At 55.8% G+C, this 24,412-nt stretch carries 19 protein-coding genes; 14 read left to right on the top strand and 5 right to left on the bottom strand.

Going from position 1 to position 24,412, the window contains the following annotated elements:
* The first annotated feature begins 13 nt into the window (after nt 1–13).
* From pdhR to lpdA, 4 genes are all read left to right on the top strand, one after another.
* A complete protein-coding gene (pdhR, locus tag H7R56_RS20400; protein WP_106925452.1) occupies nt 14–778 on the top strand; it encodes a pyruvate dehydrogenase complex transcriptional repressor PdhR in 765 nt (254 codons plus the stop codon).
* A 155-nt stretch (nt 779–933) separates the two neighbouring features.
* Nucleotides 934–3,597: a pyruvate dehydrogenase (acetyl-transferring), homodimeric type gene (gene aceE, locus H7R56_RS20395; RefSeq protein WP_106925454.1), complete on the top strand. Its 2,664-nt coding sequence runs from the start codon at nt 934–936 to the stop codon at nt 3,595–3,597.
* 14 nt (nt 3,598–3,611) lie between these two features.
* A complete protein-coding gene (gene aceF, locus H7R56_RS20390; protein ID WP_106925456.1) occupies nt 3,612–5,504 on the top strand; it encodes a pyruvate dehydrogenase complex dihydrolipoyllysine-residue acetyltransferase in 1,893 nt (630 codons plus the stop codon).
* Between the two features lie 206 nt (nt 5,505–5,710).
* Nucleotides 5,711–7,135 (top strand): dihydrolipoyl dehydrogenase, encoded by a 1,425-nt coding sequence (lpdA, locus tag H7R56_RS20385; RefSeq protein WP_106925639.1) that lies wholly within the window; start codon nt 5,711–5,713, stop codon nt 7,133–7,135.
* 49 nt (nt 7,136–7,184) lie between these two features.
* On the opposite strand, the gene H7R56_RS20380 is transcribed toward lpdA, so the two are convergent.
* Nucleotides 7,185–7,991, bottom strand: coding sequence for a DUF2950 family protein (locus H7R56_RS20380; RefSeq protein WP_106925458.1), 807 nt, complete (start codon nt 7,989–7,991; stop codon nt 7,185–7,187).
* 11 nt (nt 7,992–8,002) lie between these two features.
* Complete coding sequence (locus H7R56_RS20375) at nt 8,003–9,505, bottom strand: DUF3300 domain-containing protein (RefSeq protein WP_106925460.1); 1,503 nt, start codon at nt 9,503–9,505, stop codon at nt 8,003–8,005.
* A gap of 438 nt (nt 9,506–9,943) precedes the next feature.
* On the opposite strand from H7R56_RS20375, the gene acnB reads away from it, so the two are divergent.
* The 3 genes from acnB (at nt 9,944) to yacL (ending at nt 13,694) form a co-directional block, all read left to right on the top strand.
* Entirely contained in the window at nt 9,944–12,541 is a 2,598-nt protein-coding gene (acnB, locus tag H7R56_RS20370) for a bifunctional aconitate hydratase 2/2-methylisocitrate dehydratase (RefSeq protein WP_106925462.1), read from the top strand.
* Nucleotides 12,542–12,725: 184 nt separating this feature from the next.
* Nucleotides 12,726–13,151, top strand: a complete 426-nt coding sequence (locus tag H7R56_RS20365; RefSeq protein WP_106925464.1) for a GlcG/HbpS family heme-binding protein — start codon at nt 12,726–12,728, stop codon at nt 13,149–13,151.
* Nucleotides 13,152–13,331: 180 nt separating this feature from the next.
* Nucleotides 13,332–13,694: a protein YacL gene (gene yacL, locus H7R56_RS20360; protein ID WP_064547505.1), complete on the top strand. Its 363-nt coding sequence runs from the start codon at nt 13,332–13,334 to the stop codon at nt 13,692–13,694.
* Nucleotides 13,695–13,786: 92 nt separating this feature from the next.
* On the opposite strand, the gene H7R56_RS20355 is transcribed toward yacL, so the two are convergent.
* Complete coding sequence (locus H7R56_RS20355; protein WP_062772020.1) at nt 13,787–14,134, bottom strand: YacC family pilotin-like protein; 348 nt, start codon at nt 14,132–14,134, stop codon at nt 13,787–13,789.
* A gap of 144 nt (nt 14,135–14,278) precedes the next feature.
* On the opposite strand from H7R56_RS20355, the gene cueO reads away from it, so the two are divergent.
* Entirely contained in the window at nt 14,279–15,847 is a 1,569-nt protein-coding gene (gene cueO / locus H7R56_RS20350) for a multicopper oxidase CueO (RefSeq protein WP_106925466.1), read from the top strand.
* A 127-nt stretch (nt 15,848–15,974) separates the two neighbouring features.
* Complete coding sequence (locus H7R56_RS20345) at nt 15,975–16,499, top strand: hypothetical protein (protein WP_106925641.1); 525 nt, start codon at nt 15,975–15,977, stop codon at nt 16,497–16,499.
* Between the two features lie 183 nt (nt 16,500–16,682).
* On the opposite strand, the gene H7R56_RS20340 is transcribed toward H7R56_RS20345, so the two are convergent.
* Nucleotides 16,683–19,073, bottom strand: coding sequence for a glucose/quinate/shikimate family membrane-bound PQQ-dependent dehydrogenase (locus H7R56_RS20340; protein WP_106925468.1), 2,391 nt, complete (start codon nt 19,071–19,073; stop codon nt 16,683–16,685).
* A 203-nt stretch (nt 19,074–19,276) separates the two neighbouring features.
* Between H7R56_RS20340 and hpt the strand changes: the two genes are divergently transcribed.
* Nucleotides 19,277–19,813, top strand: a complete 537-nt coding sequence (hpt, locus tag H7R56_RS20335) for a hypoxanthine phosphoribosyltransferase (protein ID WP_182928386.1) — start codon at nt 19,277–19,279, stop codon at nt 19,811–19,813.
* A gap of 145 nt (nt 19,814–19,958) precedes the next feature.
* Here the strand turns inward: hpt and can are convergent, their stop codons facing one another.
* On the bottom strand, nt 19,959–20,621 hold the full coding sequence (can, locus tag H7R56_RS20330) for a carbonate dehydratase (RefSeq protein ID WP_106925477.1): 663 nt from the start codon (nt 20,619–20,621) through the stop codon (nt 19,959–19,961).
* A 227-nt stretch (nt 20,622–20,848) separates the two neighbouring features.
* On the opposite strand from can, the gene H7R56_RS20325 reads away from it, so the two are divergent.
* The 4 genes from H7R56_RS20325 (at nt 20,849) to H7R56_RS20310 (ending at nt 24,386) form a co-directional block, all read left to right on the top strand.
* Nucleotides 20,849–21,775, top strand: coding sequence for an ABC transporter ATP-binding protein (locus tag H7R56_RS20325; protein WP_106925479.1), 927 nt, complete (start codon nt 20,849–20,851; stop codon nt 21,773–21,775).
* Nucleotides 21,772–22,542, top strand: a complete 771-nt coding sequence (locus H7R56_RS20320) for an ABC transporter permease (protein WP_106925481.1) — start codon at nt 21,772–21,774, stop codon at nt 22,540–22,542. Before H7R56_RS20325 ends, H7R56_RS20320 begins: the two co-directional genes overlap by 4 nt.
* Nucleotides 22,543–22,652: 110 nt before the next feature.
* Nucleotides 22,653–23,093, top strand: a complete 441-nt coding sequence (locus H7R56_RS20315) for a PTS sugar transporter subunit IIA (protein WP_106925483.1) — start codon at nt 22,653–22,655, stop codon at nt 23,091–23,093.
* A 63-nt stretch (nt 23,094–23,156) separates the two neighbouring features.
* Entirely contained in the window at nt 23,157–24,386 is a 1,230-nt protein-coding gene (locus H7R56_RS20310; protein ID WP_106925485.1) for a polysaccharide deacetylase family protein, read from the top strand.
* Nucleotides 24,387–24,412: the final 26 nt, after the last annotated feature.

Below are 24,412 nucleotides of genomic sequence, written 5' to 3'. Positions count from 1 at the left end.
GAGACAGGGAACAATGGCCTACAGCAAAATCCGCCAACCAAAACTATCCGATGTGATTGAGCAGCAGTTGGAGTTTTTGATCCTCGAGGGGACCTTACGCCCCGGCGAAAAACTTCCACCTGAACGCGAGCTGGCAAAACAGTTCGACGTTTCCCGCCCTTCGCTGCGTGAGGCGATTCAACGCCTCGAAGCCAAAGGGTTACTGCTTCGTCGTCAGGGCGGCGGGACTTTTGTTCAGAGCAGCCTATGGCAGAGCTTCAGCGATCCGCTGGTTGAGCTACTGTCCGACCACCCTGAATCCCAATTTGATCTGCTAGAGACCCGTCACGCGCTGGAAGGTATCGCGGCTTATTACGCGGCACTGCGCAGCACTGATGAAGATCGCGTACGCATTCGCGAGCTGCATCAGGCCATTGAGCGGGCTCAGCAGTCGGGCGACCTTGACGCTGAATCAGACGCCGTCGTCCAGTATCAAATTGCGGTCACCGAAGCTGCCCACAACGTGGTGCTGCTTCACCTGCTACGGTGTATGGAGCCGATGCTGGCGCAAAATGTTCGCCAGAACTTTGAACTGCTGTACGCCCGCCGGGAGATGCTCCCGCTGGTCAGCAATCATCGTACAGGCATTTTCGAAGCGATTATGGCCGGCGAGCCCGAACAGGCGCGCGAAGCGTCACACCGCCACCTGGCCTTCATCGAAGAGATTTTGCTGGACCGCAGCCGTGAACAGAGCCGCCGTGAGCGCTCGTTACGCCGCCTCCAGCAGCGAAAGGAATAAGCTTTTTTCTGGCAGTCGTTTGACCAGAAAATGTAGAAATGCGCCTTTAGCGCGCGGCAACTAAACGCAGAACCTGTCTTATTGCGTTTTCCCACGAAAGCGCAATGGGACAGGTTCCAGACAAATCAACGTACTAGATAGATAAGGAATAACCCATGTCAGAACGTTTACACAATGACGTGGATCCGATCGAAACTCGCGACTGGCTACAGGCGATCGAATCGGTCATCCGTGAAGAAGGTGTTGAGCGCGCTCAGTATCTGATCGACCAACTGCTCTCTGAAGCCCGCAAAGGCGGCGTTCAGGTTGCGGCGGGTGCAGGAGCTAGCGGTTACGTCAACACTATTGCCGTTGAAGATGAACCGGAATACCCGGGCAATCTGGAGCTGGAACGTCGTATTCGTTCTGCTATCCGTTGGAACGCCATCATGACCGTGCTGCGTGCGTCTAAAAAAGACCTCGAGCTGGGCGGCCACATGGCTTCCTTCCAGTCTTCTGCGACCTTCTACGAAGTCTGCTTCAACCACTTCTTCCGTGCGCGCAACGAGCAGGATGGCGGCGACCTGGTGTACTTCCAGGGCCACATCTCTCCGGGCGTCTACGCACGTGCTTTCCTGGAAGGTCGTCTGACCGAAGAGCAGATGGACAACTTCCGTCAGGAAGTACACGGTAAAGGTCTGTCTTCTTATCCGCACCCGAAACTGATGCCAACCTTCTGGCAGTTCCCGACCGTTTCTATGGGTCTGGGTCCTATCGGTGCTATCTACCAGGCGAAATTCCTGAAATATCTGGAACACCGTGGCCTGAAAGACACTTCCAAACAAACCGTTTATGCCTTCCTGGGCGACGGCGAGATGGATGAGCCGGAATCCAAAGGTGCGATCACCATCGCCACCCGTGAAAAACTGGACAACCTGGTCTTCGTTATCAACTGTAACCTGCAGCGCCTTGACGGCCCGGTTACCGGTAATGGCAAGATCATTAACGAACTGGAAGGCATCTTCGCGGGCGCTGGCTGGAACGTTATCAAGGTTATCTGGGGCGGTCGTTGGGATGAGCTGCTGCGTAAAGATACCAGCGGTAAACTGATCCAACTGATGAACGAAACCGTTGACGGCGACTACCAGACCTTCAAATCCAAAGACGGCGCTTACGTACGTGAGCACTTCTTCGGTAAATATCCGGAAACCGCAGCGCTGGTTGCCGACTGGACTGACGAGCAGATCTGGGCCCTGAACCGCGGTGGTCACGATCCGAAGAAAGTCTTCGCTGCACTGAAAAAAGCGCAGGAAACCAAAGGCAAAGCAACCGTAATCCTCGCCCATACCATCAAAGGTTACGGCATGGGTGACACCGCTGAAGGTAAAAACATCGCTCACCAGGTTAAGAAAATGAACATGGACGGCGTGCGCTACATCCGCGACCGTTTCAACGTTCCTGTGACCGACGAGCAGGTTGAAAAACTGTCTTACATTACCTTCCCGGAAGGTTCTGAAGAACACACCTATCTGCACGCTCAGCGTCAGAAACTGCACGGCTACCTGCCGAGCCGTCAGCCGAACTTCGATGAGAAGTTAGAGCTGCCGACGCTGGAAGATTTCGGCCCGCTGCTGGAAGAGCAGAACAAAGAGATCTCCACCACTATCGCGTTCGTCCGTGCGCTGAACGTGATGCTGAAGAACAAGTCCATCAAAGACCGCCTCGTGCCGATCATCGCCGATGAAGCGCGTACCTTTGGTATGGAAGGCCTGTTCCGTCAGATTGGTATCTACAGCCCGAACGGCCAGCAGTACACCCCGCAGGACCGTGAGCAGGTTGCCTACTACAAAGAAGACGAGAAAGGCCAGATTCTGCAGGAAGGTATCAACGAACTGGGTGCTGGCGCATCCTGGCTGGCGGCTGCGACCTCTTACAGCACCAACAACCTGCCGATGATTCCGTTCTACATCTACTACTCCATGTTCGGGTTCCAGCGTATCGGTGACCTGTGCTGGCAGGCAGGCGACCAGCAGGCTCGCGGCTTCCTGGTAGGCGGTACTTCCGGTCGTACGACGCTGAACGGTGAAGGTCTGCAGCACGAAGATGGTCACAGCCATATTCAGTCTCTGACTATCCCGAACTGTATCTCTTACGATCCATCTTACGCGTACGAAGTGGCGGTCATCATGCACGATGGTCTGGAGCGCATGTACGGTGAGAAACAAGAGAACGTTTACTACTACATCACCACGCTGAACGAAAACTACCACATGCCGGCAATGCCAGCAGGTGCCGAGGAAGGTATCCGTAAAGGTATCTACAAACTCGAAACCCTCGAAGGTAGCAAAGGTAAAGTTCAGCTGCTGGGCTCCGGTTCTATCCTGCGTCACGTACGTGAAGCAGCGCAGATCCTGGCGAAAGACTATGGCGTCGGCTCCGACGTGTACAGCGTGACCTCCTTCACTGAACTGGCACGTGATGGTCAGGATTGTGAACGCTGGAACATGCTGCACCCGCTGGAAACGCCGCGCGTTCCGTACATCGCTCAGGTAATGAACGACGCGCCGGCTGTTGCCTCTACTGACTATATGAAACTGTTTGCTGAGCAGGTTCGTACTTATGTACCGGCTGACGATTACCGCGTACTGGGTACCGACGGCTTCGGTCGCTCTGACAGCCGTGAAAACCTGCGTCACCACTTCGAAGTTGATGCTTCCTACGTGGTTGTAGCGGCACTGGGCGAACTGGCTAAACGTGGCGAAATCGATAAGAAAGTGGTTGCTGACGCAATCACCAAATTCAACATCGATGCAGAAAAAGTTAACCCGCGTCTGGCGTAAGAGGTAAAAGAACAATGGCTATCGAAATCAATGTACCGGACATCGGGGCTGATGAAGTTGAAATCACCGAGATCCTGGTCAAAGTAGGCGACAAAGTTGAAGCTGAACAGTCGCTGATCACCGTAGAAGGCGACAAAGCCTCTATGGAAGTTCCGTCTCCTCAGGCTGGTATCGTTAAAGAGATCAAAGTCTCTGTTGGCGACAAAACTGAGACCGGCAAGCTGATCATGATTTTCGATTCCGCCGACGGTGCAGCAGCAGCTGCACCTGCCAAGGCAGAAGAGAAGAAAGAAGCGGCTCCGGCAGCAGCACCTGCTGCTGCAGCGGCAAAAGACGTTCACGTGCCTGATATCGGCGGCGACGAAGTTGAAGTGACCGAGATCATGGTCAAAGTCGGCGATACCGTAGCGGCTGAACAGTCTCTGATCACCGTTGAAGGTGACAAAGCGTCCATGGAAGTCCCGGCACCGTTCGCGGGCGTGGTGAAAGAGATCAAAATCAACACCGGCGACAAAGTGTCCACCGGCTCCCTGATTATGGTCTTCGAAGTGGCGGGCGCAGCGCCTGCTGCTGCACCGGCTCAGGCTGCCGCTCCGGCAGCAGCAGCGGCTCCGGCGGCTTCTGGCTCGAAAGACGTTAACGTACCGGACATCGGCGGTGACGAAGTTGAAGTGACCGAAGTGATGGTGAAAGTGGGCGATAAAATTGCCGCTGAGCAGTCACTGATCACCGTAGAAGGCGACAAAGCCTCTATGGAAGTTCCGGCACCGTTCGCAGGTACCGTAAAAGAAATCAAAATCAGCACCGGCGACAAAGTCAAAACCGGTTCTCTGATTATGGTCTTCGAAGTGGAAGGCGCAGCACCTGCTGCTCCAGCTGCCGCGGCGGCTCCAGCTCCTGCTGCTGCACCGGCTCAGGCTGCTAAACCTGCTGCCGCACCGGCTGCGAAGGCTGAAGGTAAAACCGAGTTCGCTGAGAACGACGCTTACGTTCACGCCACTCCGCTGATTCGTCGCCTGGCGCGCGAATTCGGTGTGAACCTGGCGAAAGTGAAAGGTTCTGGCCGTAAAGGTCGTATCCTGCGTGAAGACGTTCAGGCTTACGTGAAAGACGCTATCAAGCGTGCTGAAGCGGCTCCGGCTGCAGCCGCTGGCGGCGGTATCCCGGGCATGCTGCCTTGGCCGAAAGTGGACTTCAGCAAGTTTGGTGAAATCGAAGAAGTGGAACTGGGCCGTATCCAGAAAATCTCGGGTGCTAACCTGAGCCGTAACTGGGTGATGATCCCGCACGTTACTCACTTCGATAAGACCGATATCACCGATCTGGAAGCGTTCCGTAAACAGCAGAACGCCGAAGCTGAAAAACGTAAACTGGACGTGAAATTCACCCCAGTGGTCTTCATCATGAAAGCCGTTGCCGCCGCTCTGGAACAGATGCCGCGCTTCAACAGCTCTCTGTCTGAAGATGGTCAGCGCCTGACCCTGAAGAAATACATCAACATCGGTGTGGCGGTTGATACGCCAAATGGTCTGGTTGTTCCAGTCTTCAAAGACGTGAACAAGAAGAGCATTACCGAGCTGTCTCGTGAACTGACCGTGATCTCCAAGAAAGCGCGTGATGGCAAGCTGACCGCTGGCGAAATGCAGGGCGGTTGCTTCACCATCTCCAGCATCGGTGGCCTGGGTACGACCCACTTCGCGCCGATTGTTAACGCGCCGGAAGTGGCGATCCTCGGTGTCTCCAAGTCCTCTATGGAGCCAGTGTGGAACGGTAAAGAGTTTATGCCGCGTCTGATGATGCCAATTTCTCTTTCCTTCGACCACCGCGTAATCGACGGTGCGGATGGTGCGCGCTTTATCACCATCATCAACAACATGCTGTCTGACATTCGCCGTCTGGTGATGTAATAAAAAAGCCGGCCTGACGGCCGGCTTTTTTCTGGTAACCTCGGAGTGGTTAGGGGTTATCAGCAACAAAGGACAAAATCGTTTGCCGTTTGTTGTTTAAAAATTGTTAACAATTTTGTAAAATACACGCGGATAGAACGTCCCGGTGGATGATGGGCGTAATAACTATAACGTCAGACCGCCGGATACAAATGATAGAGGTCATGATGAGTACTGAAATTAAAACTCAGGTCGTGGTACTTGGGGCAGGTCCTGCGGGCTACTCTGCTGCATTCCGTTGCGCTGATTTAGGTCTGGAAACCGTAATTGTAGAACGTTACAGCACCCTCGGTGGTGTTTGTCTGAACGTTGGCTGTATCCCTTCTAAAGCACTGCTGCACGTTGCAAAAGTTATCGAAGAAGCCAAATCGCTGGCTGAACACGGTATCGTCTTCGGCGAGCCGAAAACCGATATCGACAAAATTCGTACCTGGAAAGAGAAAGTTATCACTCAGCTGACCGGTGGTCTGGCGGGTATGGCCAAAGGCCGTAAAGTGAAAGTGGTAAACGGTCTGGGTAAATTCACCGGGGCAAACACCCTGGAAGTGGAAGGCGAGAACGGTAAAACCGTCATCAACTTCGACAACGCTATCATCGCGGCGGGTTCCCGTCCGATTGAACTGCCATTCATTCCACATGAAGACCCACGCGTTTGGGACTCCACAGACGCACTGGAACTGAAAGAAGTGCCAAAACGCCTGCTGGTTATGGGCGGTGGCATCATCGGTCTGGAAATGGGTACCGTGTACCATGCGCTGGGTTCAGAGATTGACGTGGTTGAAATGTTCGACCAGGTTATCCCGGCTGCCGACAAAGACATCGTTAAAGTCTTCACCAAACGTATCAGCAAGAAATTCAACCTGATGCTGGAAACCAAAGTGACCGCCGTTGAAGCAAAAGAAGACGGTATCTACGTTTCCATGGAAGGCAAAAAAGCACCTTCAGAAGCACAGCGTTATGACGCCGTGCTGGTGGCTATCGGTCGCGTACCAAACGGTAAAAACCTCGACGCGGGCAAAGCTGGCGTAGAAGTTGACGAGCGTGGCTTCATCCACGTCGACAAACAGCTGCGTACCAACGTACCGCACATCTTTGCTATCGGCGATATCGTCGGTCAGCCGATGCTGGCGCACAAAGGTGTTCATGAAGGTCACGTTGCTGCTGAAGTTATCGCCGGCCAGAAACACTACTTCGATCCGAAAGTGATTCCATCCATTGCGTATACCGATCCAGAAGTTGCTTGGGTAGGTCTGACTGAGAAAGAAGCGAAAGAGAAAGGCATCAGCTATGAAACCGCCACCTTCCCGTGGGCTGCTTCTGGCCGTGCTATCGCTTCCGACTGCGCAGACGGTATGACCAAACTGATTTTCGACAAAGAATCTCACCGTGTTATCGGTGGTGCGATTGTCGGTACCAACGGCGGCGAGCTGCTGGGCGAAATCGGTCTGGCGATCGAAATGGGTTGTGACGCTGAAGATATCGCGCTGACCATCCACGCTCACCCGACTCTGCACGAGTCTGTTGGCCTGGCAGCAGAAATCTTTGAAGGTAGCATTACCGACCTGCCAAACCCGAAAGCGAAGAAGAAGTAATTTTCTCCGGGTGACCGGAATGAGACAAGCGGCCCAAGGGCCGCTTTTTTTATTCTGCTACCGCCTGCCAGCCGACGCTGGAGTCCGGCGAGAACTGGGTAATAGCCTGCGCTTTTTGCGCTGTCTCCGCGCCTAAGTTGGCTTCATAAACTCGGTCGGTCTTATCGACCATAAAGCTCATGACGCCCGTTTGTCCCCACTCAACCGGCCAGGCCAGCAGGGCGACTTCGCCCTTATCACCGTCGGCGATAATGCGGTAATGGTAGCCGTGATAGCCTTCACCCGGCATCGCGGGGCTGAAGTTTGGCCCCAGCGGACTCGGGTTCTCTCCCGGCTTGATGGGCCAGTAGAGGCCATCTTTTTTCCCATCGCTGCTGATAATTTTCTGCGCCCAGGCGTGGTTCAGCTGATAGTAATCTTCCTGGGCATCGACATAGGCGTGCATCGCTGCAATGGCCGAAAGCTCGTTGCGGCCAATGGCGCGGGTCAGGATCTCATCCTCACCGGCGGCGATGTTAAACGCCCAGCCGGTGTCGCCTTTTTCCATGGGGATGGGCAGCCGCCAGCCGTCGTTGCCGACGTCCAGCCAGGCGGTGCTGTTTTGCATGACAATCCGGTGGCCGAGCTGCCAGTCGCGCAGAAAGCGGGCGACGGCGTCCTGGTCTATGCCGTCGGGCGGTAAAAACTGCTGCCAGTTATCGCCAAAAAGGCGATTCAGGGCGCTGTCGTCTTTGCTGGAGACCGCTTCAACCAGCGCGCTGGCGGCTTGATCCGGGTTGGAAAACGTCTGCTGTGCCCATGCCATCAGCGGCGACATCGCCAGCGCCAGCAGCGCTATCTGTATCTGCTTTTTCATCTTGTTATCCTTTAGCGTCGACGGAACTCATGGTGCTCAGCAAGGCCACTGCTATGCTGCTCGCCGCCGAGGCCGGAAGCGCGACGGCTCTCCAGCCCGCGTAACTGTTGCGATTGCCAGGAAGGGGCCCGACTCTCATTGCCGCTGAATGCGTTGCTGTGCGTGGCATCACGACGCGCTTGCAGCGTTTGCCGCTGCGTATCGCTCAGTTGCGGATGCGATGACGGGATGCGCTGCGCGTTCCCGCGCGGTGGCGAATTCCGCGTTGCAGTGTGGCTGGCCGGGGTGTCATAGCCACGGAAATTACTGCGCTGTACGGTATGGTTAAGCTGCTGCGATGCGGCGCGACGTTGGGCATCTCGAGCGCCGGTGGCGTCCGGTACGTTGCTGCTGCTATGAGTACGCTGATTGAGCTGCTGTATCGCCGCCTGACGCTGCGTATCGCGATCGGGTGCCGCGTGCTGGGTGGCGCTGAGGCCGCCGGCAACGTTGGTCTGATGGAACTGATTGGCTACCGTATTATTCGGATAAGGTGTATTACCGCGGTAGGCCGGATTATGCTGCCAGTTGCGGGTTTCACCGCTCAGGTTGTTTCCCGTTATTTTATTGAAATTATTTACATTAATATTAATGTTATCGCCATTATGTTGGTAGCCGCCGTGATCGTAATGATCGTCATCGCGGTGGCGATCGTCATCATCCCAGTCAATATTGCTGAAAATCGCGTAGGTGGTTGCCACGCCAAGGCTGTAACCAAAACCGCGCACAAAGCTGTCGGCAAACTGCTCCCCCGGGGGCGGTGGCAGATACACCGGTGGGGCGGCGGTATAAGGCCAACTGCTGCCGTAAACCACCGTCGGGTTATAGTTTGGCACGTACACGACCTGCGGATTGGCTGGCTCAATCTTAATCACCGTTGGCGCGCTGCTGGCGGCGTGCGTCGTTCCCGAGGCTGAAGGGGTTGGACGTTTACTGGCGGTCACCGTTTGCTGCGTCGTCGACTTCAGCGAACCGGTTTGCTGTGCCAACTGGCGGAGCTGTTGCACCGCATCCATCACATCCTGCGGTTGCGCCAGGAAAGCGTTACCGAGGTTGGTGACCCACTGGGGATCTTCACCCATCATGCCCGTCAGCTGCGGGAAGGCGACCAGCGACTTGACGCTCACGTCCCAGGGTTGCCCGGAAACGGCTTTTACCGCAGCATCGCCCTGCTGGCCGGGATGATCTTTTGACCATTGTACCGCCTGGGACACGCTGTCAGGGTAGGTGGCGGCCATCAGCACCTGTGAGAGCAGCGGGTCAGGGTAGAGCGCGATGGGCGCTACCCACTGGGTGATTTGCGCGGCGGTGTAGGTGGGTGCCGCAGTGGCCGGCGATGCCGTAGCAACGACCGGTGCAGGTGTGGCTTCCGGCGCGGCGGGCTCGCGGCTTTTGACATACAGCGTACCGGCGGCCGCCAGCAGCCCGGCGCTGCACACCAGCGCAATATAGTGGGGCTTAAAAGGCAAGTTCATGGTGAGTCTCCAGGGAACGACGCAGTCCGGGTGAGGGAGCGAATATGCCGCGAGTATAATGAGACTGCTGTTTGTTTTTTGATTAAAGTAGGGATTTCTGCCAATGCGGGGAAATTGTGACAGGAGCTTACACCTGTGCACATTTATGGCCTGAAGTGGTTGTCACGTATAAGTAATATTTTAATAACAAAATATCTAACACGGCTGCTAACAGATGGTTTTTTCCCATTCAAATGCGTGATTTTCTGCTCTCTTATATCAACATTAACGATTCAGCAAATATTTAATGTTGCTTTTTTGTAAACGGATTAACAGTCCCCGGAAATCCTGCTATGCTGGCCCTCGCGGTACCGGGCTTTTACCCTACAAACTGCTGTCTCACAGGAGCGTGAAGAGATCGCCGACCGCATATGACAATGAGAGCGAGGAGATACCGTCGTGCTAAAAGAATACCGTGAGCACGTAGCTGAGCGTGCAGCCATTGGGATTGTTGCCAAACCCTTAGATGCAACCCAAATGGCCGGGCTGGTTGAGCTGCTGAAGAACCCGCCTGCTGGCGAAGAAGAATTCCTGTTAGACCTGTTAATCAATCGCGTGCCGCCGGGCGTTGACGAAGCCGCCTACGTAAAAGCGGGTTTCCTCGCCGCCGTTGCGAAAGGCGAAGCCACTTCCCCGCTGGTTACCCCAGAAAAAGCCATCGAACTGCTCGGCACCATGCAGGGCGGCTACAACATTCACCCGCTGATTGATGCGCTTGACGATGCTAAGCTGGCCCCGATTGCCGCTAAAGCGCTGTCGCACACGCTGCTGATGTTCGACAACTTCTATGACGTTGAAGAAAAAGCCAAAGCGGGCAACGTCTATGCTAAACAGGTTATTCAGTCCTGGGCCGATGCCGAGTGGTTCCTGAACCGCCCAGCGCTGGCTGAAAAAATCACCGTGACCGTCTTTAAAGTGACGGGTGAAACCAACACCGATGATCTGTCTCCGGCACCTGACGCATGGTCTCGTCCGGATATCCCGCTGCACGCGCTGGCGATGCTGAAAAACGCCCGCGAAGGCATTAACCCGGATCAGCCGGGCGCAGTGGGGCCGATCAAACAGATCGAAGAATTGCAGAAGAAAGGTTTCCCGCTGGCGTATGTGGGTGACGTTGTCGGTACCGGTTCTTCACGTAAATCCGCCACCAACTCCGTGCTGTGGTTCATGGGCGACGACATTCCGCACGTGCCGAACAAGCGCGGCGGCGGCCTGTGCCTCGGTGGCAAAATTGCACCTATCTTCTTCAACACCATGGAAGATGCGGGCGCGCTGCCAATTGAAGTCGATGTTTCCAACCTGAACATGGGCGACGTCATTGATGTTTACCCGTTTAAAGGCGAAGTGCGTAACCACGAAACCGGCGAACTGCTGGCAAGCTTTGAGCTGAAAACTGACGTGCTGATCGATGAAGTACGTGCCGGTGGCCGTATCCCGCTGATCATCGGTCGTGGCCTGACCACCAAAGCGCGCGAAGCGCTGGGTCTGCCGCACAGCGACGTCTTCCGTCAGGCGAAAGACGTGGCAGAAAGCAGCCGTGGTTTCTCTCTGGCACAGAAAATGGTTGGTCGCGCCTGTGGCGTGAAAGGTATTCGTCCGGGCGCGTACTGCGAACCGAAGATGACCTCCGTAGGTTCTCAGGATACCACCGGCCCAATGACTCGCGACGAACTGAAAGACCTGGCGTGCCTGGGCTTCTCTTCTGACCTGGTGATGCAGTCCTTCTGTCACACTGCCGCCTATCCTAAGCCGGTTGACGTGACCACGCACCACACGCTGCCTGACTTCATCATGAACCGTGGCGGTGTCTCGCTGCGTCCGGGTGACGGCGTTATCCACTCCTGGCTGAACCGTATGCTGCTGCCAGATACCGTGGGTACCGGCGGTGACTCCCATACCCGTTTCCCAATCGGTATCTCCTTCCCGGCGGGCTCTGGCCTGGTCGCGTTTGCTGCGGCCACCGGCGTCATGCCGCTGGATATGCCGGAATCCGTGCTGGTACGCTTCAAAGGCAAAATGCAGCCGGGTATCACTCTGCGTGACCTGGTTCATGCGATCCCGCTGTATGCGATTCGCCAGGGCCTGCTGACCGTTGAGAAGAAAGGTAAGAAAAACATCTTCTCTGGCCGCATCCTGGAAATCGAAGGTCTGCCGGATCTGAAAGTGGAGCAGGCGTTTGAGCTGACCGATGCTTCCGCAGAACGTTCTGCTGCGGGCTGCACCATCAAGCTGAACAAAGAGCCAATCGTTGAGTACCTGACCTCCAACATCGTGCTGCTGAAGTGGATGATCGCGGAAGGCTACGGCGACCGTCGTACGCTGGAACGTCGTGTACAGGGCATGGAAAAATGGCTGGCGAACCCTGAACTGCTGGAAGCTGACGCGGATGCAGAATACGCAGCGGTGATCGACATCGATCTGGCTGACATTAAAGAGCCGATCCTGTGCGCGCCAAACGATCCGGACGACGCGCGTCTGCTGTCTGACGTACAGGGCGAGAAGATTGACGAAGTGTTCATCGGCTCCTGCATGACAAACATCGGCCACTTCCGTGCTGCCGGTAAGCTGCTGGATAACCATAAAGGCCAGCTGCCGACCCGCCTGTGGGTGGCTCCGCCAACCCGTATGGACGCAGCTCAGCTGACCGAAGAAGGTTACTACAGCGTGTTCGGTAAGAGCGGTGCGCGTATCGAGATCCCTGGCTGCTCTCTGTGCATGGGTAACCAGGCGCGCGTGGCGGACAACTCAACCGTGGTGTCGACCTCTACCCGTAACTTCCCGAACCGTTTAGGGACCGGGGCGAACGTCTACCTGGCTTCTGCGGAGCTGGCGGCGGTCGCGGCGCTGATCGGCAAACTGCCGACGCCGGAAGAGTACCAGACCTATGTCGCGCAGGTAGATAAGACGGCGGTGGATACCTACCGTTATCTGAACTTCGACCAGCTGTCTCAGTACACCGAGAAAGCCGATGGCGTGATTTTCCAGACCGCGGTATAACCGCGCTAGCGTAATATTAAGGCGAGGGCTTCGGCACTCGCCTTTTTTTATCCGCGCCTGTATCGCCATACCGCCCTGAATATCGCTGACTGCTTTTTACGCTTCCCTCAACATTTCTTGACCGTGCGGCAGGCCAATATCCTTCATAATTTCAATTCGCTTCTTGTCCGAAGGAGAGTTTGCCATGTCCGATATTACCCTTTCTCAACTGGTCAGGCCGCGCCCGCAGCTGACGCTATTTGCCGCGCGTCAGATGGTTAAACACGCTCTCGTCACGGCTGTAAAGCAGCAGCAGTCGGTCAGCGTGGCGGTGGTGGATATTCACGGCGGGCTGATCGCCTTCGCGCGCGATGATAACGCATCGGGCGTGACCATTAATGCCGCTATCGAACAAGCCCGCGCGGCGGTACAGCTCGGCTCGCCTTCCCGCGTGTTGGCATCAGGCTGCCATCGCGATCGGCCTCATTTCCCGCCGACGCCGGACGTCTCGTCGCTTCAGGGCGGCGTCGCGGTGGTGATTGACGGGCAGAGCGTGGGGGCGGTTGGCGTCAGCGGCGCCCGCGATGGCGATACCGAGCTGGCTACCTCGGCGGCGATGCTCTTTTCCTGAAGCGCGCAACGGCGGTGAAATAATGCCCGAACGCTGATGATAATGCGCTCAAGCAGACGGTGAGCGCATTTTTATTTGCATCACCTCTAGCTCGCGCGCTTTTTTTCTGGCCCGCTGCTGCGATAATTACAGATAGGTACAATGCAGCGGTGACGCATTGCCTTTGTAGAGGAACAGATCATGGATTACGAATTTCTGCGCGACGTTACCGGAGGGGTAAAAGTACGTATGTCGATGGGCCACGAGGTGGTCGGTCACTGGTTCAATGAAGAGGTGAAAGATAACCTCTCGCTACTGGATGAAGTCGAACAGGCTGCACGCACCGTAAAAGGCAGTGAACGTTCCTGGCAGCGCGCCGGGCATGAATATACGTTATGGATGGACGGCGAAGAAGTGATGGTTCGCGCGAACCAGCTGGAGTTTTCCGGCGACGAAATGGAAGAGGGGATGAGCTACTACGACGAAGAGAGCCTCTCGCTTTGCGGCGTAGAAGATTTCCTGCAGGTTGTTGCGGCGTACCGCGAGTTTGTACAACAGCGTTAATTCGCGTTTACGGCGTGCCGGGTGGCGCTGCGCTTACCCGGCACACTGCCAAACATAGGCCCGATAAGCGTAGCGCCATCGGGCTCTGAGCCTTACTTCACGTAGGCCAGCAGGCTCAGCGAATCACGCGCCAGCGCTTTGCATTTTTTGGCCGTTGGGATGCCGATACCGCTGAGATCGCGGTAGCTGTCTTCGCCCAGCGCCTTCATATTGAAGGTGTCATAATTGCTGAGATCCCACTGGTTCTGCTGGGCAAAGAACACCAGCGCGCGACGAATTTGCGTGTTAGGCAGGTTTTGGTAGCCACAGTCATTTTTCAGGAACACAAATACCGCCGTTAAATCGGCCATATCTTCCGCTTCAGACTCGCTTAAAGCATAACTCGAGCTGGACATCGCCAGCAGCGATCCAAGCAGCACCGTTCGGAAAAACGTCTTCATTTCTTCTACCTTACATCGTCGATATTCAACGTTAACATACTTATCCATGCGACGGGGAGCATTATTGATAGCTTTCCGCTTGACCTTCCCGTAGGGGGAAGGCTTAAGCTCAAATAATCAGCAAAAGTCGAAAAGGATGTACCGATGCATCGTCGTGATTTTCTCAAATTCAGCGCCGCCGTCGGCGTTGTCAGCGCCCTGCCGCTGTGGAGCCGAGCGGTGTTTGCCGCCGAACGCCCAACGCTTGCGATCCCTCCGCTGTTAACCGCCGACGCCAATAACCAGATCCTGCTGACCGTGCAGGCGGGGAAGACGCAGTTTGCCGGAAAAGCGGCGACCACCTGGGGCTATAACGGCAACCTGCTAGGGCCGGCCCTTCGCCTGCAACAGTGGAAACCGGTGACGGTAAACGTGCAGAACAACTTGCCCGAGGAGACCACCGTGCACTGGCATGGGCTGGAGGTGCCGGGCGACGTCGACGGCGGTCCTCAGGGGATTATTCCACCCGGCGGTAGCCGCACGGTGAGCTTTACGCCCACCCAGCGCGCGGCGACCTGCTGGTTCCACCCGCACCAGCATGGAAAAACCGGGCATCAGGTGGCGATGGGGCTGGCCGGGCTGGTGCTGATTGACGATGAAGATAGCCAGAAGCTGATGCTGCCAAAGCAGTGGGGCATTGATGATGTGCCGGTGATTATGCAGGACAAAAAATTTACTGCGGCCGGTGAGATAGACTATCAGCTCGACGTGATGAGCGCTGCGGTTGGCTGGTTTGGCGATACGCTGCTGACCAACGGCGCGCCTTTCCCACAGCATGCGCCGCCGCGCGGCTGGCTGCGTTTGCGTTTGCTGAACGGTTGTAACGCCCGCTCGTTGACGCTGGCCGCCAGCGATAAACGCCCGCTATACGTGGTGGCCAGCGACGGCGGCCTGCTGGCCGAGCCGGTTAAGGTCAGCGAACTGCCGCTGTTGATGGGTGAGCGCTTTGAGGTGCTGGTCGACGTGCGCGACGGTAAACCGTTCGACCTGCTGACGTTACCGGTGACCCAGATGGGCATGGCGGTTGCGCCGTTCGATAAGGCAATGCCGGTGCTGCATATTCAGCCCATTGGTATTCCCGGCTCCGGTACGCTGCCGGATACGCTGGCTACGATGCCAGCGCTGCCGTCGCTGGAGGGTCTCACCGAGCGTAAGCTTCAGCTCTCCATGGACCCGATGCTCGATATGATGGGGATGCAGGCGCTGATGCAGAAGTACGGCAATCAGGCGATGAGTGGGATGGATCACGGCAGTATGATGGATCATGGCGGGATGAAGATGGACCACGGCAATATGGGCCACATGCAGCACGGTGGCGGCAAGTTCGATTTCCACAATGCCAATAAGATCAATGGTAAAGCCTTCGATATGAACCAGCCGATGTTTGCGGCGGAAAAGGGGAAATTTGAGCGCTGGGTGATTTCCGGCGAGGGCGACATGATGCTGCATCCGTTCCATATTCACGGTACCCAGTTCCGTATTCTGCGAGAAAACGGCCAGTCACCGGCGGCGCACCGAACGGGCTGGAAAGATACGGTACGAGTAGAAGGCGGCGTCAGCGAAGTGCTGGTGAAATTCGACCACGAGGCGACAAAAGAGCAGGCGTATATGGCGCACTGCCACCTGCTGGAGCATGAAGACACGGGGATGATGCTCGGGTTTACCACCGCATAATCTCTGTTAAACGTTATGGATTCGGACCGGGCGCTTTTCTGAAAAAGCGTCCGTTATTCATCTCGTTGCGTGGCAGAAGAATATACTTGAGGCGCAATTTTGCGTGGACTTCAAGTATGAGGTAAAAATGGATTTTTTTCGTAAAGTAACCGTCGCCTGCCTGGCGTTATTCGTGACGTTTTCCGCCACTGCGGGGATGATGCTTGAGCGTAAAGCGGTACCCGAGTTAAAACTGAGCATTGAAATACCTACCAGCATGTCGCCAATGTCAGAAGAGATGGCGAAGGTAAAATACCCGTCGGAAAACCGTCCGCAGGTTATTTATGGTGATGAAAAAGGCAAAGCGTCTTTGGGGATCACAGCCGGGCGTAATCCGTTACCGGCGGATAAAATCGATGAATTCAAAGATGTGATGCTCAAGATGATGGAAACGCTGAAGCCGAAAGCAGAAGCGGTAACGGTTGATGGGCACAAGGCCTGGATCCTGACTTTTAGCGTTCAGGCGCCGGACAGTGAAATTCTCAACCTGATGCTGATTACGTCTCAGGATGGTAAGGCGGTACAGGTCGCATTTAACATGACCCAGGATTTGGTCGAGCAGTATCAAAGCGCGGCCAAAGCGTCGCTGCTGTCGCTGAAATTCGATAAATAACGCGCTTACCAATTGAAAAGCCACCATGCCGTTGGGCATGGTGGCTTTTTTTTGGGGCAAGAAATGCAGGATGGCGCTAGCGCTTATCCGGGCTACAAAGCGATGGCATGCGGTATATCACGTCGCCACGTTGTAAGCCGGATGAGGCGGAAGCCACCATCCGGCACATCGACTCACTTCGCGTTACTTCACGTCATCCGGCAGCGCATAGGCCACGATATAGTCGCCCATTTTCGTACCAAACGAACCGTGACCGCCTGCGGAGATCACCACGTACTGTTTGCCATCTACTTCATAGGTCATTGGCGTTGCCTGACCGCCTGCTGGCAAACGTCCCTGCCACAGTTTTTCACCGTTGCTCATGTTATAAGCGCGCAGATAGTTATCGGCGGTCGCTGCGATAAACAGCACGTTACCCGCGGTGGAGATCGGGCCTCCCAGCATCGGCATACCCATATTGAACGGCAGCGGAACCGGCAGCGGGAACGGCAGGCTATCCTGCGGCGTACCTAAACGTTTTTTCCACACCACTTCGTTGGTTTTCAGATCCAGCGCTGAGATATAACCCCAGGCAGGTTGTTTACACGGCAGGCCAAACGGCGACAGGAACGCGTTCAGGGTCACGCCAAACGGCACGCCGTACTGCGGCTGAATACCGGATTCAGTACCGCTGGATTTCGCATCTTTCGGCGGTTCCATCGGGTTACCCGGGCCGCGTGGAATCAGCTTCGAGACAAACGGCAGCGCCATTGGGTTGGCGATGGCCACCTGGCGATTCGGGTCGACGGAGATACCGCCCCATTCGAACATCCCCAGGTTACCCGGGAACACCAGCGTACCCTGCTCAGACGGTGGGGTGAAGATGCCTTCATAGCGCAGCTGATGGAACATCACGCGGCACACCAGCTGGTCGAACATGGTGGCGCCCCACATGTCCGCGCCGGTCAGATCTTTCTTCGGACGGAAGCTCAGATCGGAGAACGGTTGGGTTTTGCTGACGTAGTCGCCTTTGGCTGCGCCCTGAGGAACCGGTTTTTCCGGTGCTGGCACAACCAACTCGCCTCTACGGCGATCCAGTACGAAGATGTTACCGGTTTTCGCCGGCGCATAGATAACCGGCACCGTTTTACCGTCTACGGTAATATCCGCCAGCGTCGGCTGGGACGGCATATCCATATCCCACAGATCGTGGTGAACGGTCTGGTAGCTCCAGGCAAGCTTACCGGTGGTGGCATTGAGCGCCACAATCGAGCTCGCGTAGCGTTCCTGCTCTGGCGTACGGTTGCCGCCCCAGATGTCAGGCGTGGTCACGCCCATCGGCAGATACACCAGATCCAGCTTCGCGTCGTAGGCCGCCGGGGCCCAGGAGTTCGGCGAGTTAAAGGTGTAGTGCTGTCCTGGCTGCGGCAGCGCGTTCGGATCTTTCGCACCCGGGTCAAAGGCCCACAGCAGCTCGCCGCTGTTGACGTCAAAACCACGAATGACGCCAGACGGCTCACGGGTAGAGAAGTTATCGGTTACCGCACCGGCAATCACAATCACTTTATCGGTGATAATCGGCGGTGAAGTCGGTTCGTACATCCCCGGCGTAGTGACCGGCATGTCGGTTTGCAGGTTCAGAATGCCTTTGTTGGCAAAGGATTCGCACAGCTTACCGGTGTCGGCGTTGAGGGCAAAAATACGCCCGTCGTTAACCGGAAGAATGATACGACGCGGGCAGTCGGATACCACGTCAGGCGAGGCGTTCGCCGCCGTCGCTTCGTGATAAGACACGCCGCGGCAGGTCACGTGCTGGAAGCTTGGGTCGGTGCCCAGCTGCGGGTCGAAGTGCCACTTCTCTTTACCGGTGGCCGCATCCAGTGCGAACAGGCGCTGGTGGGCAGTACACAGGTACAGCATGTTGCCGATTTTGATCGGCGTCACCTCGTTAGTAATTTCACCCGGATCGTTCGGCTGCTTCAGATCGCCGGTGCGGAACACCCAGGCTTCTTTCAGATTATGCACGTTGTCGGCGTTAATCTGCTTAAGCGGCGAGAAGCGCTGGCCTTCCTGATTACGGCCATAGGCTGGCCAGTCCTGGTCGGCGACCTGAGAGATCGGTTCAGCAGGCGTGGCGTCGGCGTTCAGGGTGCCGTTCACTTCCTGCGGATCGTTAAACCCGGCCCAGGTCAGAATACCGGCGCTGATCAGCAGCGCCACCACCAGCGCGCCCACCGCGCCGCTGGACGGCACGGGCAGGCGACGCCAGACGAATGGTAGAATCAGCCATACGCCGAAGATCACCAGCACGTCGCTGCGCGGCGTGAGCGCCCAGAAGTCGAAGCCGACTTCCCATACGCCCCAGATCAGCGTTGCCAGCAGCAGCGCGGCGTACAGCCATAGCGCTGAGCGTTTGCCGCGCCACAGCAATACGGTGACGGCCAGCATGACCAGCCCAGCGATGGGGTAGTACCAGGAGCCGCCAATCGCGACCAGCCAGACGCCGCCTATCAGAAGATACAGGCTACAAAATGCCGCGAAGAGGGCGGTGAGCCTCGCGAGCAGCCGGGGTTGTTGATAGTTTGTTTCAGCCATAGAAAGGTGTCCGTTTGTTTGTTAATTATTGCTTTCATTTGATTATAGGATTTAACAAGTGTGATCGAAATCACAAAATGAGCTTTATTATCCAATTAACCGCCTGAATCGTTTTGCTGGTATACTTTCCCGCTTGCTGATCAACCTCGCGGCTCTGGTTAACAGGTTGAGTGATTTACATTTAAAATCATGTGGTTAGTTAAATGAAACATACTGTTGAAGTGATGATCCCGGAAGCGGAGATCAAAGCGCGTATCGCCGAACTGGGTCGTCAGATTAACGAACGCTATAAAGATAGCGGCAGCGAAATGGTACTGGTGGGTTTGCTGCGCGGTTCATTCATGTTCATGGCCGATCTCTGCCGTGAAGTGCAGGTACCGCACGAAGTCGATTTCATGACGGCATCCAGCTATGGCAGCGGTATGTCTACCACCCGCGACGTGAAGATCCTCAAAGACCTGGATGAAGACATCCGTGGGAAAGACGTGCTGATCGTCGAAGACATTATCGACTCAGGTAATACGCTGTCGAAAGTGCGCGAGATTCTGAGCCTGCGTGAGCCGAAGTCGCTGGCTATCTGCACGCTGCTGGACAAACCGTCCCGCCGTGAAGTGGACGTGCCGGTTGAGTTTGTGGGCTTCGCCATTCCTGACGAATTCGTGGTGGGCTACGGTATCGACTACGCCCAGCGCTATCGTCATCTGCCGTATGTTGGCAAAGTGGTGATGTTAGACGAGTAATCTGCGGGAGCGCCTGATGGCGCTTCGCTTATCAGGCCTACAACCTGCGACGTAGGCCGGGTAAGGCGCAGCCGCCACCCGGCAATACCAACGGCGCAGGTCGGTAGGCCGGGTAAGGCACTGCCGTCACCCGCCCATCCCTGCACTACTTATGATTGATGTGCTTTAACTTGAGGTTGGAAATCCCGTGGCGGTAACGCTGCTCCAGGGTTTCACGGCTGACTGCCGTAACGTCGAGATCGCGCAGCAGGCCGTCATGAATACCATAGGCCCAGCCGTGAATCATCACCTTCTGGCCGCGTTTCCACGCCGATTGCATAATTGTCGAATGGCCCAGGTTGTACACCTGCTCCATCACATTTAGCTCACATAATGTGTCCATGCGACGCTCCGGCGGCATCTCGCCAAGCAATGAGCTATGTTTGAACCAGATATCGCGAATGTGCAGCAGCCAGTTATCGATTAAGCCCAGCTCCGGGTTTTCAACCGCCGCCTGTACGCCGCCGCAGCCATAGTGGCCGCAGATAATAATGTGTTCAACTTCCAGCACATCAACGGCATACTGCACCACGGAAAGGCAGTTAAGGTCGGTGTGAATAACAAGGTTGGCTACGTTACGGTGAACAAACAATTCGCCAGGCTCAAGCCCGGTTAAACGTTCAGCAGGGACGCGGCTGTCGGAACACCCTATCCATAAAAAGCGGGGTTTTTGCGCTTGCGATAGCGTCGCAAAAAATCCGGGATCCTCTTCTCTCAGCATTTTTGACCATAGTGCGTTGTTGCTGATGAGTGTATCTATGTCTTTCATGGAGGCTTGTAACCAATTGAAGTGCGTTGGGCTAATATAGGGCAACTCCTGATTTATTAAAACTAAATACTCGTCGTACTTCGATTTACAGCGGCGTTGGCTTTCCTCGCTCACCCCAGTCACGTACTGGTGTACGTTCCTGAGGATTCGCTGCGTCGCCGCCTTGCTGTAACTCGAATGACTTAGAGTAAATATCAAGTATCAGAATGTAAGGTAAGCGACAATCTATGACCATTGCACTGGAATTAGAGCAACTGACAAAGACCTATCCGGGCGGCGTTCAGGCGCTGCGTGGGATCGATCTGAAAGTTGAAGCCGGCGATTTTTACGCGCTTCTGGGGCCGAACGGCGCGGGTAAATCCACCACCATCGGCATCATCAGCTCGTTGGTGAATAAAACCTCCGGGCGGGTGAGCGTATTTGGCTACGACCTGCAAAAGGACGTGGTTAACGCTAAGCGCCAGCTCGGGCTGGTGCCGCAGGAGTTCAACTTCAACCCGTTTGAAACCGTGCAGCAAATTGTGGTGAACCAGGCGGGTTACTACGGCGTTGAACACAAAGAAGCGGTGATCCGCAGCGAAAAATACCTCAAGCAGCTCGATTTGTGGGAAAAACGCAACGAACGTGCGCGGATGCTCTCCGGCGGTATGAAGCGCCGCCTGATGATTGCCCGCGCGCTGATGCATGAGCCCAAGCTGCTGATTCTCGATGAGCCGACCGCTGGTGTGGATATCGAACTGCGTCGTTCGATGTGGGGCTTCCTGAAAGATCTTAACGACAAAGGCACCACCATTATCCTCACCACCCACTATCTGGAAGAGGCAGAAATGCTGTGCCGTAATATCGGCATCATCCAGCGCGGTGAGCTGGTGGAGAACACCTCGATGAAGGCGTTGCTGTCTAAGCTGAAATCGGAAACCTTTATTCTTGACCTGGCGCCGAAAAGCCCGCTGCCGCAGCTTGAGGGCTACCGGTATAACCTGGTCGATACCTCAACGCTGGAAGTGGAAGTGCTGCGCGAGCAGGGGATTAACAGCGTCTTCAGCCAACTGAGTGCCCAGGGCATCCAGGTGCTGAGTATGCGTAACAAAGCGAACCGTCTGGAAGAGCTGTTTGTTTCGCTGGTTCATGAAAAACAAGGAGATCGCGCATGATGCAGCTTTACTGGATCGCGCTGAAAAGCATCTGGGCGAAAGAGATCCATCGCTTTATGCGTATCTGGGTACAGACGCTGGTGCCGCCGGTCATCACCATGACGCTGTACTTTATTATCTTTGGTAATCTGATTGGTTCACGTATTGGCGAGATGCACGGCTTTAGCTATATGCAGTTTATCGTGCCGGGGCTGATCATGATGGCGGTCATCACCAACGCCTATGCCAATGTGGCCTCGTCATTCTTCAGCGCCAAGTTTCAGCGTAACATTGAAGAGCTGCTGGTTGCGCCGGTGCCAACGCACGTGATTATCGCGGGCTTTGTCGGCGGCGGCGTAGCGCGCGGTCTGTGCGTGGGGATTCTGGTCACCGCCGTGTCGCTGTTCTTCGTCCCGTTCCAGGTGCATTCGTGGGTATTTGTTGCCCTGACGCTGGTGCTGACGGCGATTCTGTTCTCGCTGGCGGGCCTGCTGAACGCCGTGTTTGCGAAAACCTTCGATGACATCAGCCTGATCCCGACCTTTGTGCTGACGCCGCTGACCTACCTCGGTGGGGTGTTCTATTCGCTGACGCTGCTGCCGCCGTTCTGGCAGGGGCTGTCGCACCTGAACCCCATCGTCTATATGATCAGCGGGTTCCGCTACGGTTTCCTCGGCATTAACGATGTGCCGCTGGTCACTACCTTCGGCGTGCTGGTGGTGTTTATCCTCGCCTTCTACCTGCTGTGCTGGTATCTCATCCAGCGCGGGCGCGGTCTGCGCAGCTGATTTGTTTGATTTCCCGGCAGGTGATACCTGCCGGGACGCGTTCTTTGACAGTCATCACCCCCCTTTATCTATCACTCCGCTAAACTACTTGCCTGCTAAGGAGGCAAGCTATGTTAGGTTGGGTGATATCCTGCCACGACGATCGCGCACAGGAACTGCTGGATCGTCTGGAAAAAAAATTCGGGCCGCTGCCGCAGTGCCGGGCGGTAAACTACTGGCGTGGGCTCAGCGCCAATATGCTAAGCCGCATGATGTGCAATGCGCTGCATCAAACCGACTCCGGCGACGGCGTCATTTTTCTGACCGATAACGCCGGCGCGGCGCCTTATCGCGTGGCCTCGCTGATGAGCCATAAGCACAGCGGCTGCGAGGTGATTGCCGGTGTTCACTACTCATTGATTGAGTCGATGATTCCCCTGCGGGAATCCCTCAGCAGCGGCGACTTTCGCGATCGCATCGTTGCCCAAGGGTCGCCCGGCGTCACCAGCCTGTGGCATCAGCAGCAAAAAAATCCGCCCTTTGTGCTGCTCCACGATTTGTATAAGCCGTAAGCATTGGTATTGATGTCGCTTTTGTTACAATAATGAAGTCGGTTCCCGCTTCGGTTATTGCTCATGGCTATACGTGCTGTTGTTTTTGTTCTGCTGTTCCTCGCCGGCGGCGTTAGCGCCGCATTACCCGTGCGCTATATGCAAACCACCGAGGATGCGGCGATTTGGGCGCGCATCGGTAATAAAACCATGACCGTTGGCAACCTGCGCGCCGGGCAAATTATTGCCGTTGAACCCGACGTCGAAGATTACGACACCTTCAGCTTTGGCTTCGGCAAGGGGTTTATCGATAAAGGCCATCTTGAACCGGTGCAGGGTCGTCAGCGGGTAGAGGATGGCTTAGGCGATCTGAATAAGCCGCTCAGCAACCAGAATCTGATCACCTGGAAAGATACGCCGGTGTACAACGCGCCGGACGCGGGCAGCGCGCCGTTTGGGACGCTGGCGGATAACCTGCGCTACCCGATTCTTAACAAGCTAAAAGACCGGCTGAATCAGACCTGGTATCAGATTCGTATCGGCGGGCGGTTGGCTTACATCAGCGCGCTGGACGCTCAGCCGGATAACGGCATTCCGGTGATCACTTACCACCATATCCTGCGTGACGAAGAAAACACCCGCTTCCGCCATACCTCTACCACCACGTCGGTGCGGGCATTCAGTAACCAGATGACCTGGCTGCGCGATATGGGCTACACCACGCTGACGCTCTATCAACTGGAAGATTATCTCCACAACCGCGCTAATCTGCCGGCGCGCGCGGTGGCGATTACTTTTGATGACGGTCTGAAGTCGGTCAGCCGCTATGCCTACCCGGTGCTCAAGCAGTACGGCTTTAAGGCGACGGCGTTTATTATCTCGTCGCGCATCAAGCGTCACCCGCAGAAGTGGGCGCCGAAATCGCTGCAGTTTATGAGCGTGTCCGAGCTGGAAGAAATTAAAGATGTCTTTGATTTTCAGTCACACACCCACTTCCTGCATCGCGTGGATGGCTATCGACGTCCGATTCTGCTGAGCCGAAGCTATCACAATATTCTTTTTGATTTCGAGCGTTCCCGACGGGCGCTCGCGCAGTTTAATCCGCACGTACTGTATCTTTCCTACCCGTTCGGCGGCTATAACGCCACGGCGGTGAAAGCCGCAAGCGACGCCGGTTTTCATTTGGCAGTGACGACGGTGAAAGGCAAGGTGAAACCGGGTGACAACCCAATGCTGCTCAAAAGACTGTATATTTTGCGCACAGATTCGCTGGAGACGATGTCGCGGCTTATCAGCAATCAGCCGCAGGGATAAGCTGGCGCTCCGCGGGCGCGGAACGC

The sequence above is a fragment of the Klebsiella sp. WP3-W18-ESBL-02 genome (assembly GCF_014168815.1).
Classification (GTDB): domain Bacteria; phylum Pseudomonadota; class Gammaproteobacteria; order Enterobacterales; family Enterobacteriaceae; genus Kluyvera; species Kluyvera ascorbata_B.
Note: the sequence above shows the minus strand (reverse complement) of the source record. Positions and strands in the feature narration are given on the sequence as shown.